This window comes from Dechloromonas sp. CZR5 (assembly GCF_008711155.1).
Classification (GTDB): Bacteria; Pseudomonadota; Gammaproteobacteria; order Burkholderiales; family Rhodocyclaceae; genus Azonexus.
The window spans coordinates 50,783-61,895 of record NZ_VUYQ01000006.1 but is presented as its reverse complement, the minus strand read 5'-3'; the positions used below and the strand labels follow the sequence as shown (position 1 = coordinate 61,895).

Annotated in this window: 13 protein-coding genes; 2 read left to right on the top strand and 11 right to left on the bottom strand. The window is 61.6% G+C overall.

Annotated elements, in window-relative coordinates; all coding sequences use genetic code 11:
* Positions 1–17: 17 nt before the first annotated feature.
* The 5 genes from traL to F1002_RS15535 all read right to left on the bottom strand — a co-directional run bounded on the left by traL (position 18) and on the right by F1002_RS15535 (position 2,717).
* The gene (gene traL, locus F1002_RS15555) at positions 18–317 is read right to left on the bottom strand and encodes a type IV conjugative transfer system protein TraL (RefSeq protein ID WP_150429966.1); all 300 of its coding nucleotides are present in this window, start codon (positions 315–317) and stop codon (positions 18–20) included.
* Between the two features lie 29 nt (positions 318–346).
* A complete protein-coding gene (locus F1002_RS15550) occupies positions 347–697 on the bottom strand; it encodes a hypothetical protein (RefSeq protein ID WP_150429965.1) in 351 nt (116 codons plus the stop codon).
* Between the two features lie 130 nt (positions 698–827).
* Complete coding sequence (locus F1002_RS15545) at positions 828–1,463, bottom strand: OmpA family protein (RefSeq protein WP_223879634.1); 636 nt, start codon at positions 1,461–1,463, stop codon at positions 828–830.
* A gap of 35 nt (positions 1,464–1,498) precedes the next feature.
* On the bottom strand, positions 1,499–2,047 hold the full coding sequence (locus F1002_RS15540) for a lytic transglycosylase domain-containing protein (RefSeq protein WP_150429963.1): 549 nt from the start codon (positions 2,045–2,047) through the stop codon (positions 1,499–1,501).
* 187 nt (positions 2,048–2,234) lie between these two features.
* Positions 2,235–2,717 (bottom strand): hypothetical protein, encoded by a 483-nt coding sequence (locus tag F1002_RS15535; protein ID WP_150429962.1) that lies wholly within the window; start codon positions 2,715–2,717, stop codon positions 2,235–2,237.
* A gap of 203 nt (positions 2,718–2,920) precedes the next feature.
* On the opposite strand from F1002_RS15535, the gene F1002_RS15530 reads away from it, so the two are divergent.
* Positions 2,921–3,721 carry a hypothetical protein gene (locus tag F1002_RS15530; RefSeq protein WP_150429961.1) on the top strand — a complete coding sequence of 267 codons (801 nt, stop codon included), beginning with the start codon at positions 2,921–2,923 and terminating at the stop codon, positions 3,719–3,721.
* On the opposite strand, the gene F1002_RS15525 is transcribed toward F1002_RS15530, so the two are convergent.
* From F1002_RS15525 to F1002_RS15505, 5 genes are all read right to left on the bottom strand, one after another.
* A complete protein-coding gene (locus F1002_RS15525; RefSeq protein ID WP_150429960.1) occupies positions 3,706–4,329 on the bottom strand; it encodes a DUF4400 domain-containing protein in 624 nt (207 codons plus the stop codon). The two genes, F1002_RS15530 and F1002_RS15525, sit on opposite strands and share 16 nt — an antisense overlap.
* Positions 4,326–6,233 (bottom strand): conjugative transfer system coupling protein TraD, encoded by a 1,908-nt coding sequence (gene traD / locus F1002_RS15520; RefSeq protein WP_150429959.1) that lies wholly within the window; start codon positions 6,231–6,233, stop codon positions 4,326–4,328. The genes F1002_RS15525 and traD overlap by 4 nt, the downstream gene beginning before the upstream one ends.
* 1 nt (position 6,234) lies before the next feature.
* A complete protein-coding gene (mobH, locus tag F1002_RS15515; protein WP_150429958.1) occupies positions 6,235–7,887 on the bottom strand; it encodes a MobH family relaxase in 1,653 nt (550 codons plus the stop codon).
* 79 nt (positions 7,888–7,966) lie between these two features.
* Positions 7,967–8,605, bottom strand: coding sequence for a FlhC family transcriptional regulator (locus F1002_RS15510; RefSeq protein ID WP_150429957.1), 639 nt, complete (start codon positions 8,603–8,605; stop codon positions 7,967–7,969).
* Between the two features lie 9 nt (positions 8,606–8,614).
* Positions 8,615–8,914: a hypothetical protein gene (locus tag F1002_RS15505; protein WP_150429956.1), complete on the bottom strand. Its 300-nt coding sequence runs from the start codon at positions 8,912–8,914 to the stop codon at positions 8,615–8,617.
* Between the two features lie 265 nt (positions 8,915–9,179).
* Here F1002_RS15505 and F1002_RS15500 point away from each other — a divergent pair, with 265 nt between their 5' ends.
* On the top strand, positions 9,180–9,902 hold the full coding sequence (locus tag F1002_RS15500; protein ID WP_150429955.1) for a S24 family peptidase: 723 nt from the start codon (positions 9,180–9,182) through the stop codon (positions 9,900–9,902).
* Between the two features lie 47 nt (positions 9,903–9,949).
* Here F1002_RS15500 and F1002_RS15495 read toward each other — a convergent pair whose 3' ends face one another.
* Positions 9,950–11,014 carry a DUF932 domain-containing protein gene (locus tag F1002_RS15495; RefSeq protein ID WP_150429954.1) on the bottom strand — a complete coding sequence of 355 codons (1,065 nt, stop codon included), beginning with the start codon at positions 11,012–11,014 and terminating at the stop codon, positions 9,950–9,952.
* Positions 11,015–11,113: the final 99 nt, after the last annotated feature.

Genomic DNA, 11,113 nt, shown 5'->3' with positions numbered 1-11,113 from the left:
GGGTTCTTCTCCTGGGCTTAGCCGACCATGCGGCGGATGTGCGATGGCGGCGTGGCGCGCATCGTGGTCAGCGGACTGGCCGGGAGGTGCCAGTACAGCCAGTGGATGGCGAAGGCCGGATGCTTGTCCGCCTTGATGCACGAGATCCAGCGCGAGACGAAGATGCCCGCCGCCATGCAGACGGCGAACGAGGTCTTGCTGCCGGACATGTAGCCCACGAAAAACATGAACAGGATCGGCGCGGCGACATCGACATCCCAGAAGCCGATCTTCCATTGGTCATCGAGACGCCGTGGAATATAGGTGTCTGCTTGCATATCGCTCTCCTGGAGTCGATGCCGGCGTTTCAGATCACCGCGCCCATGATCGCGCCGGCGATCACGAGACCAACGGCGGCGAAAATGGCGAGGCCCACGTAAAACAGGACCGGCCCGAAGTTGCGTAACGCGGAGAGCGAGATGAGCGCGACCACGAACCCGACGAAGCCGACCAGGGCCTTGATGCCAGGGCCGAGGGCGGCGATCTGGGTCAGCGCCGAGGTCAGCGGGCCGGTGATGCCGGTAAAGGCGACCAGGTCCAGGGCGTAGCCGGGAAAGGCGATACCAAGGCCAAGGGCGATCGTCGCCAGCAGCATCGCGACCATGATCGGTTTGCGCACGGCAACACGGGGGGAAGAAACCAGCACAGCAGTGTTCATGAGAACCTCCGGGGAAGAGTGGAACGTCGAATGGGGTGGGAAAGGCAGGTAGGCATCGGGATGCCCTGCAGGTGGGAGCGCGTGCTCGGCGGGTGAAGGACAGAAATCGCTCAGTTCGAGCCGCCAGGCGTCATGGCGGAAGGCCTTCGTTCATCTGGAAGACCACTTCGACCCGGCGGTTTTGTATGCGGCCGGCTTGGGTATCGTTCGGGGCAATGAAGCAGCACCCGCCTTGTGCCTTGACAGTCAGCGCCGGCGTCAGCGTCGGATAGGTTTTGAGGAGGTGGTCGCGGACCGCCAGGGCGCGTGCGAGCGCCAGCGAATCATTGAAAGCCAACGGCCCGGTATTGTCGGTACGGCCGATGATCGTGATGTGGCCTGTCGACCTCCAGTCGGCCATTGCACCATTCAATTCAGTGCGGGCGGCGGGGCTCAGCTTGGAACTGCCCAGGCCGAAACGCAGGGTGAGCGTGCGGGAGATTTCCTCTTTCGGTACAGGGGGTGACGGTACTGTGGGCGAGGCGGGCTCGGTTGTGATGGGCGCATCGATGCGCTTGGCCGATGAGGCAGGCGTTTCCTGTGCGAGCGTCTTGGGGGTACGGATCGGGCAAGCGGGAGGTGTGCAGCGTGCAAACGTCGCCTGCTGGCCGAAATTGAGTTGGGCCAACTGCGCCGGTGCAGAGCGCTGCGTGATCGCTTGGTGATCGGGTGATGGCGGCCTGGGGAACAGGCTGCACGAGGCGGCCAGGAGGGCGCAGCCGCCCATGAGGCCAATCGTCCAGTGGTGTAGTGAGCCAAATCTCATGGCGCCACCCGCACTGACATCAGGGCAAGCATTTCGCTCGAGGCTATCGGTTTGAGGGTGTTCGGTACCCTGACGAATTGGCTGCTGCGTTGGGCAGGCAATTGGCGGTAAACCCGCCAAGCATATTGGGCGCGGGCTTTGGTGCAAGCCTCGCCTTTGAGTTGCGAGCAGGCTGCGTTGTAGGCACCGACCGCATCCCATGTCGTTCCGCGCCGGGAAAACAGATCGGACAGCAGCCAGGCACCAACCTGAATGTTGGTGCAAGGATCATAAAGGTCCGATTCCCTGATGCCGTGGCGTGACAGTACTGATAGATGACGGTTGTTGATCTGCATGAGTCCAATGTCGTAGGACCCGGTGCGTTGAAAGTGTGAGCGGTTGACGGCCTTCGGGTTCAGGTTCGATTCGACCCGGGCGATCGCATAGAGCAGATCGGCGGACACGCCATAGCGCTGTCCTGCCTCTCCCCAACAGGCCAATGCTTGCGGGGAAAGCGTTGCCATGACAGCCATGGCAGCAAGGGAGACAAAGGGCGACGAGCGCATGGATCACCTCTCCAACAGAATCGGGATGGACTGCCGAGCGGCGGGCAGCCAGGTGGGTAGTCAGCGGTATGCGGACAGCCTGGGTGGGATTCGGGTTGGTCCGGATTTAACCGGGCAAGGTGATGATGAGAGAACGGGGCAGCGTAGGGCGGGTACGACTGGGTGCGGATTTGAGGTCAGGTGGCCCTTAACCAGACGCGCTTAATCGCTCGAATTGGGAGCGCTCCACCATATTGAGACGGGCCTGTTGCAAGACACTGGTGCCTTCCGGGTCATGCGCGCGGCACAGCGCTGCGCAGGCCGTTGTCAATTGGTCGAGTTGGAATTTGGGGTTGGGGTGGCGGTTGGCAGGCGAGCGTTGCAGGTCCTGCAGCAACAGGTATTGGCTCCGCCACATCGACTCGCGGCGGCGTGGAGTCTGCGGCGAGCGCAGCACCAACTCGGTACCGAGGAACCGGAAGATGCGTGCGGGTGCATCCGGCTGGGCGAAGACCTGCGAAACGCAGGCGCTGATGAGATCGGGGAGACGAAAGGTCGGCGACACGTTGGCTTCGCTGTGTAGCAACCGGTACAGCCAGTCGTGCTCTTCGAGCCACAGGCGGGTTTCGATGATCTCCTGCGGATGGAGGAGTGTGTTGTGCCGGTGCGTCGTCGATGCAGCAGTGAACATGGGCCTGACCTCAATTCGGTGACGTATTGCGCTTACGGGCGCATGGTCGAAGAGTAGGCGGTGCCACGTGGGACGTCTCCCTGGAATGGAGCGCTTATGAGGGGGATTTCGCCATCGAGGTCGGAAAAATGGATGGTCGATGACGTTACGATATGCCTACTGGCCGGTGCATGGGTACAGGCGATCAGGATGAGGGGACGAAGATGGATGCAGGAAATGCAGCGAAAGAGGCAACCGAGGAGGGATTTCGGCTGCTCGACAAGGTGACCGAATATCGATTTGCGATGGTGTTGTTGTCGGTGGCAATCGCTCTCGATGTCGCCCTGGCATGGGTCGCCCATCGCAATATTCTGAGCATGGATTGGACATCGCTTGGCAGCGCTACGATGGCCAGGTTGGGTTTGGCCTCAGTCGCTTATGCCCTATGGATGGCGGTGCTTTCTCCGGTGGCACGCTACGTGGTGGAATCCGTAGGATCTGTGCTGACCGATAACCGCTTGGGCAGCATGCTGCGTAGCATCGCCGAGCCTGTGCGTGAGACAAGTGAGCGGCGATATGCCGGGGGACGGGTACCGGTGACCGAAGCCAAACTGCGCGCGCTCAAGGACAAGGATGCATTCTGGATTGCTCAGGTAGAGAAAGCTGAAGCCTTGGAGCGTCAGAATCGGAATGAAATGGCGGCGTTTGCCCGCTTGTCGTTCTCGGTGCTGGGGTTGATGCTGATGGATTGGGGAATGCGCGAGTATTCCATCATGGGCGAAATCCTATCCGGGCTGAACGGGGACGGTGGGTGGATGGAGAGGGCCGCCGCCTTGGGGGCGTTGGCTTTTGTGTTCTTGGTCGCCTTCCCTTGGCTATACCACGCGTGGAATCCGCGACATTCTTGCGATGCCTGGATGGAGCACCCGGAATTGGCCAGAGAGCGCTTGGATGCCATCGTGGCGCAACGTAGGCAGCGCAGCAGCGAATTCCATGGGAATGTTCCTGGCTACGCCCGTCGATGAAAACATCCCAGCGCCCGCCCCGCCAGCACTCCAACCGCCAGCGGCACGCACGGAAGCAATAGTGGCGGCAGCGTCATTGGCAGCACGAAGCCAATGACTGTCAGACAGAGGGTGACGATGCCCAGGCTGGCATAAAGAGCGAACATCTCCGGGTCGTGTTGCAAGAATTCCTTGGCTTTGACGAGCCGTGCCAATCCGCCATCGACAAGGGCAGCGAGAACGAACGCGGTCACCCAGGGCAGCCATTCGAGCAGTGTGGCCAGCCGATAGCTGGCAAGCAGGAGCAGGGCATCGACCGAGCGGAAATAGGCGTTGTCGAAGAGGCGCCGATTAACTGCGGACATTTCCTGGGACACCGCCCCATTGACGCCAGCAGTAGAGGGCGCATTTTTCGCGGTCGGGATCGGGGTGACATTGGCCGTTGCTTCTTGCATTCGCACCGCTCGGTCGAGCATGCGCAGGGCGGGTTCTACTCCCCAGTATGCGGTGGCCAGCTCGTGTTCAGTGCGTAGCTGCTCGAGGAAGCGTTCCGGCGGGTGGGATGACGGCACGTACAGCACCAACATCAGCAGGATCACGAGGGACAGTATGGTGACGGCGCGGATCATGAAGGGGCCTTCGTTGCGAAGTGGGGATAGTCCGCCTCGGGATCAAGGATTGGAAACCGCCCCTTGATGATTCGGCCGCCCGATACCGACGCGAAGTACTGAAGATTTGGCAGCTTGCCCAGCACCTCGGCCGGGACCATCTCTTCGAGACTCTCGGTGAGTTGCGCGGAATAGCTCGACGAAAAGTCACCCAGATGGGCATCCGAACCATGGCTGAGGCCGACACGCACCGTATGGATCGCCGTCTTGCCGAAAGTCTCGACCACGAAGTCCTGGGTCGGCCGGTCCTTGGTGCGCAGCGCGATCAGGTTGTTGAGATTGCCCAGGGCCATGCGCGCGGCGTCCTCGCTGCCCAGCCGCTTGGCCAGATCGGCCAGGGTCTGCATGGCGCAGGTGGTGAAGATGCCGCCCTCGGCCCCCTTGTTGAGGATCTCGATCAACGGCTGATTGATGACATTGGCTACTTCATCGACGAACAGCGCAATGCGCCGGTAAATCCCCAGGTTGTAGCGCATGCCGGCCCGGGCCGCTTGATCGGCCAGAGCCAGAGCGCCAATGGCCGAGGCGACCGACGGATCGGGTAGGGAATCCAGGCACATGTAGAGCACATGGCCGGCGCGCTCGACCTTCTCGAAATTCATGATCGGCCGGGTGTCGTCCGCATCGAACGGGTCCGGTGACAGGCTGCGTCCCAAATCTCCCGAGGTCAGCATCGACAGGATGGGCAGCAGGTTGGCGGTGATTTTCTGGTAATGCTCCCGGTTATGGCGAAAGGTGCGCACTTGGGCGTCGATCACCTTGTTGCGCTGGCTCTGGGCGATGTGGTGCTCGTAGTAAGCGACGAAGGCCATCAGATCGGCGCTGGCAGCTTCCGATGGTCGCTTCAGGTTGCCGCGCTGAGCGTCGTTGAGCAGCTTCTTCATCGCCGGCAGGTCGTGCCAGCCGACGCCCAGGGTCTGGTCGTAGTAGCGGCGCAGCGAGCTTTCGAGGACCGGTTCGATGCCGCCCTCGATGTACTTGGTGAGCTTCATCAGATTCGGCCGCTCTTCGATTTCGACCAAACCCTGCACCACGACGTTGACGGCATCCCAGCCGAAGGCCGAGAAGGCCCCAGCCGTGTCCGGCGGCATGATGGACTGGATGCGTGAGGCGATCTCGGTGGGCTTCTGCCAGTTGAAGGTGAAATCCAGGCGTACCCCGCGCTCCGGGAACGCCGGGTGAAATTCGAGGAAGGTATCCGGTTCGCGGTAGTCGGCGCAGGCGCGTTCGACGACTCGTTTCAGCCGGCGGCTGTTTTTCGGGTCGATGACGATAACGACGTCGCCGCGCCGGATCGCCTGAGTGATCAGATTGGCCAAGGCGACGCCCTTGCCGGACTGGGTGGTGCCGACCAGCAGCGTGCCGCCCTCAAAGTTCTGCAGCGGCCGATGCAAGGGGACTTCTTGCGGCTCGATACCGTGGATGTAGGGCAGGCCGATCTCGGCATCCGGTTGGGGCTTTGGGTGGTAACCGAGTAGTTGCAGCCAGCGCGGCGATACCGTGAATTCCCGGTAGTCGATCTTGGCCAGTTCATAGAGCCGCTGCGAATGCACGGGCTGCCATTCGAAGCCGAAGCCCAGGAACACCGAGGACGGGTCAGGGCAGCAGCGGGCCAGATCGTCGGTACCGATGACTTCGATGGCACGCCCGCACAGTGCGGCCCGCAGGATCAGTATGTGCAGCGCCTGGGCTACTCGCAACACGCCCATGGCGAAACAAACGAGGGCAAGCGGCAGCGCCAGTTGCCGGGGAAGAGTGCCGGTGATGCCGGTCACCACGAAATAGACCAGCGCCAGTCCCCAACTGATGCCTGCATAGGCTTCGTAGGAACGGCGCCAAGGCATCTCATAGTTGCGGACCAGCATCTCAGCTGCTCTCTTCGGGTGACGCGGCAAAGGCAGCCGGATCGAGTCCGCTCACGTAGCGCGGGTCGAGTACGATACCGATAGTCTGGTGACCGTCGAACTCGTGGGAGTGTGTCGGTGGACCGTTGGGGGCTTGCTTGACCAGCATGCTCGTTTCGCTGAGGGCGCGCATGGCTAGGGATGGTTGAACGCCACGGCGCACGAATTCATCGAGTGGCACGAAAAGCCCTTGGGCGACGGCGCACACGATGGGCGGCCCCATGCCTTCGTTCAGCGTCCGAACGGCATTCGCCAGGGCGTCCCGCACCAGGGGATTCAGGCGCATGGGGGCTTGCAAGGCGAATGTGCTCCTCGCAGACGCCTGCGGGGATGAGCCGGCACCATCCTCTACCGGTGCTGCATTGGCGTCGTTGTCGCCGACGGGCGGCGGAATCAGCGGTAACTGGGAATTCTCCGGTATCAGCGTTGGGGCGGACTGGGGCGTTGGCGGTCCAGCCGAGGCAGGCGTCGGCACCGGCTTGAATTCCAGGGCTTGCGGCAAGATTTCCGGTGGTGGATCGATCCCGGCGAGGGCGATGGCCGGCGACGAAAATTTCGTGGCTTCCAGCGGCGTCTTGGCGCCCGGCGGCAGGATGGACCAGGTCGAGCGCTCGGCGCCGGGCGCTTCGAAGACGCCGGCGGCCAGCAGGAGTTCAAGCATGGTTTCCGGCGCCTTGGGAATTCCCGCCAACTGGTCGGATTCAAGCAATTGACAGATATCCTCGGCGCCGCCGGGCCAGACCAGGAACAGGCCGTCTTGGCCCAGCCAAAGGCGCGACTTCTCGCGATTGGGCATCCAGGCTGGATTCCTGCTGGCGAGTCGCCGCAGTGCATCGACCAGATAGCGTTCCAGATGCGAGCCATACTGCGGCGACCCGTAGCGGTCGGCGCTGGCCGCAAGGTTGCGGTTGATGACCAAGGCCAACGAGCGGCGGACGAGTTCATCGAGGATATTGTGCTCACGATAGATCGGGATACCGCTAATACTGGCCAGCAGATGCGGCACGATGACGCTATTGCCCTCGGAAAGATCGGCCATGACGGCCGGTGGTACGACTAGGGGAAGGGCGAACAGACCCAGACCACGGGTTTCGATCGCCAGGGGTCGCCAGCGCAGGAAATAGCGCTCGGCGCGATGGGCAGCCAGCCAGTCGGCTAGCGGCATCAGGAAGGCCGACCATGACTCGCCGGCGGCATCGGTGACGATTACATGGCTCATCAGGCGATGCAACTCGCAGCACAGACCTGCAATGAAGGTTGCATGGCGCCAGCGCGGTTCCAGTTGGCGGCGTGCGGAGATGCTCATTCGCCCCGAGAAGATATGGGCGTCGGTGCCTTGCAGACTGAAAAAAGCGGTTTCGAGGCCAAGGCGCAGGAGCCCGCCCGGCTTGCTGAAATAGTTGTCGGCAGTCGCCGGTAGCAGGTGCACGCAGGCGGCGTAACGGCAAATGAGGGGCAGCACGTCGCGTTCGAAGCTGTCCCGGTCGGCTCCGTAGCACAGCTTGATGCGTGCAATCAGGTCGGCTTCGCCGGTCAGCAACTCATCGAGCGGCAGCGCAGCAAAACCCGGATCGGAGGCGGAATAGGAAGTGGTTGGCGTAGGTATGGCAGCCATGGCGGTACAGCGTCTAGGCTAGGAAGCGACATGCCCGATTTTTCGGCTTGTGGCTTTACGTGTCTCGCAGAAACAGCAGCTATTCCGCCGGGGTTTCGCCCTCGGCATCGAGACTCAATTTACGAAAAAGCGCCACCAAACCCTGTTGGTGCTCGATCTTCTCGGCGGCAGGATACGCCGGGTATGAAGCCTGGATGCGATGGTCCAGTGGGAAACGCTCAATCAATTTGCAGAAGGGGCATGTTTCATCCGAACGGGCGACGGTGCCGATCGCAGCAATGAATTCGCAGCCGCAGCCTGGACAGGTCAGAATCGACAAGGTCGGCGTGCGGGCCAGCCAAATGCCGTCGATGTAGGAGACGAGGTTGAAGGCGCGGTCCAGACTGATGCGACAAGGCGGCGATGTAGCAGCCTGATAGGCGCGGTAGGCGAGAACCAGCGCTTCACCGGCAGTGAGTCCCTGCCTACGCAACTGGCGATACTTGGCGCCGATGAGGCAAGCATCGGTGCGCAGAATGAGATTGGCACTGTGATACCACTCGCTTGAGTCCGGCGCACGCCCGCGCGGGATAGTCTTAGGGTCGGCGAAGAACAGCCGTTGCACCTCGCGTGGCGGGAGGCCGGTAATGCCGTGAATGGTCTTCAGGCGAGCCCCCAGCTCCGCCAATTGCTTTGCCAACTGGATGGCACGCAGGTGCCGATCACCGCGGGTGGGCACAGCCGTGACCTAACGGCCAACGTTGTTCGGGGTCGGGGGATGGACCAACGCCAGAGGTCCGGCCAGTGGCCGCGGCGTACTCAACAAGGTCACCAGGTCAGCGCGCGGCGGAAAGAGAGTCGTATTGCCGATATGGATCACCAGCGACCACAGTTCGTCCAGGCTCAAACCGTGCAGGTAGTCGGCCTGCGTCGTGTCGAGCGCGAACTTGCAGCAGGTCGAAGCACGGTCATGCTGTAAACCGGCGTGGATGACGGCGAGCACGTTCAAGTTGATCCACTCGACATCGGTAAGCGTCACATAGCTCATGGTCCTGTCCTTCCAGTGAGATGGGACCACTGGCCGTGATGCCTGAGAGCTTGGGAAACATTCCAGCACGCCTTTACAGCCAGGGTAAGAATGTCAGCATAGATACGGGTAAATCGTCATGGCAATAGCATTTGCTGAAAAGCTTGATGGGTGGCCTTCTTGCCACACGCAAGGTCCGATTCATGGCATTGCTTGGCGAATGGTGAGCTCGCCGAACAGACTGCTGAGTCACTTCGGCACGTCACAGTGACGGCAGGAGAAAGCGATGATTTCAAGGCACGACACAGAACAGAAAGGCAACGTCCAAGTGGTTACTTCGAGCGATGGCGGTGCGACATCCGATGCAGATGCGCCGCCTGCGCTTGATCTGTTGCCAGGAGTGCGTGCCAGGCTGAATGAGCGGCTCGACCATGTGGGCATTCCTCAGCGCGGTCGACTAACTTACGTGGCGGCACTGACCTATCGCGCGGTTCAGACTGTGAGTCGATGGTTTGAATCCGAACGCCCAGGTCTGCCGGACGTGGAATCGCTGGCGCGGTTGTGTGACGGCCTGGGGTGCAGTTCGGATTGGGTTTTGGGCCTGACGCCCGAAATGGGCGGAAATCCTGCTCTCCAGCATGCTTCGGCAACCGAGTTGCAGTGGGTCGGCGAGGTGCTTGAACGCTTGCGTCGGATGCATCGCGACAGTGAGCCGATGCCAATGGTTGGGGATGAGATGGCGCCATCGATCCACGATGGCGACATGCTGTTCGTCGATCGCCGTTACGACAGACTGGGTGGCAATGGTGTCTATGCGCTGGAAATGAATGACCGTGTCTTGGTGCGCCGGGTCGAGAATCGCATGGGTACCGGGATCGTCTTCAAGTGCGACAACCCGGCTTATGACGACTACCCGGTTGCCGACGTGGATGCCGTCAAACGCATGGGGCTGCGTGTTCTTGGCAAGGTCCACGCCGCCGTTGGGGTTACGGTGTTCTGGAACAGTTGAATGCTGGCCGGGAAAATCTCCCGGCCAGCATTCAACGAAGCTGTGGATCAGGCCGCTTCGGCCAATCCTTTCCACTCATGGACGGACAAATCGATCAGCCGGCCGCCCAGCGCTTCGAATTCCGTCGCGCGGTCGTAGTCCTCGACCTCCTGGCTGTAATGTGTCACCGCATTGACCAGGCCGTAGCCTGACAACTGCCCCTCTGCGATCAAATGGCGCAGTACGCCAGCACGTTCGCCTTCATTCAGCAGGTAGCGCTGGGCCAGCACCTCGACCGTCTTGACGGGGTCGCCAACGAGCGGGATGTTGAGCGTCTTCTGCAGCTTCTGCGCCGTCTGGCGGAAGGTTGCTTCCGACACCGCTGCCTGCACCACGTCGCGTACCTTCAGGAAAAAGGCTTTGTCGTCGGCACGGAGGGTGTCGTCCTGGTAAACCTGGATGCGCTCATCCTCGCCACCGAGGGCGCGACCAACGTGCGTCTTGCGCAGCGAGCGATCTGGGACGATCAGGCCGTTGCTGCAGACCAGCCGGAACAGCAGTGGCTGCACCGACAGCGTGCCCTGGCCAACCTCCGAGTTCGAGATGACGACACCGGCCTGTACTACATCGCCGGGTGTCATCTCATATTTCAGGCGCGGCGTGATGCACTTCAGATACATCTTGGTCTCAGTCAGTTCGACCGACTCGAAGCGTACCTCGGGCAACTGCTGCAGGATGGGCAGCACGCTCTCTGCCAAGTCGAAGTTGTCCAGGCGGCGGTAGCGGTCCGACAGCACGGCACGCACCTGTCCATCCAGGGTGCGCAGCATGCGCCGGTCTTCCTCGCTTTGCAGCCAGGTGTTCACGTTCCGGTCGAGCAGGGCCGGCTGATCTTCGCGCATGCGCTCGAAATAGGCATACGGGATCTTCAGCTTGTCCGCCAACTGGCGGCGCGCCAGGGGCGTGACGCCATACTGCACCGGGCTGCCGCCTTCCTCAATGACCAGGCTGGTTTCGCCCTGCTCGTCGGTGGCATGGCGCACCAGCGCCGAGGGCACGATCAAGTCCTTCTTCGAATCCAACTGGCGTTCCAGTTCCTGGGCCAGGCTGACGAGAGAACGTCCGTTTTTCATAGCAATCTCCTTGTCGGAATAGAAAAGCGGAGACGGCATCACCCGCTCGCGGGGATGCACATCCCCGCCAGGGTCGATGGCGGATCGGCAAATGCCGGT

Excerpts from the sequence above, each read along its gene's own strand:
- traL (WP_150429966.1), bottom strand. The coding sequence starts at position 317 with ATGCAAGCAGACACCTATATTCCACGGCGTCTCGATGACCAATGGAAG.
- F1002_RS15550 (WP_150429965.1), bottom strand. The coding sequence starts at position 697 with ATGAACACTGCTGTGCTGGTTTCTTCCCCCCGTGTTGCCGTGCGCAAA.
- F1002_RS15545 (WP_223879634.1), bottom strand. The coding sequence starts at position 1,463 with ATGGGCGGCTGCGCCCTCCTGGCCGCCTCGTGCAGCCTGTTCCCCAGG.
- F1002_RS15540 (WP_150429963.1), bottom strand. The coding sequence starts at position 2,047 with ATGCGCTCGTCGCCCTTTGTCTCCCTTGCTGCCATGGCTGTCATGGCA.
- F1002_RS15535 (WP_150429962.1), bottom strand. The coding sequence starts at position 2,717 with ATGTTCACTGCTGCATCGACGACGCACCGGCACAACACACTCCTCCAT.
- F1002_RS15530 (WP_150429961.1), top strand. The coding sequence starts at position 2,921 with ATGGATGCAGGAAATGCAGCGAAAGAGGCAACCGAGGAGGGATTTCGG.
- F1002_RS15525 (WP_150429960.1), bottom strand. The coding sequence starts at position 4,329 with ATGATCCGCGCCGTCACCATACTGTCCCTCGTGATCCTGCTGATGTTG.
- traD (WP_150429959.1), bottom strand. The coding sequence starts at position 6,233 with ATGCTGGTCCGCAACTATGAGATGCCTTGGCGCCGTTCCTACGAAGCC.
- mobH (WP_150429958.1), bottom strand. The coding sequence starts at position 7,887 with ATGGCTGCCATACCTACGCCAACCACTTCCTATTCCGCCTCCGATCCG.
- F1002_RS15505 (WP_150429956.1), bottom strand. The coding sequence starts at position 8,914 with ATGAGCTATGTGACGCTTACCGATGTCGAGTGGATCAACTTGAACGTG.
- F1002_RS15500 (WP_150429955.1), top strand. The coding sequence starts at position 9,180 with ATGATTTCAAGGCACGACACAGAACAGAAAGGCAACGTCCAAGTGGTT.
- F1002_RS15495 (WP_150429954.1), bottom strand. The coding sequence starts at position 11,014 with ATGAAAAACGGACGTTCTCTCGTCAGCCTGGCCCAGGAACTGGAACGC.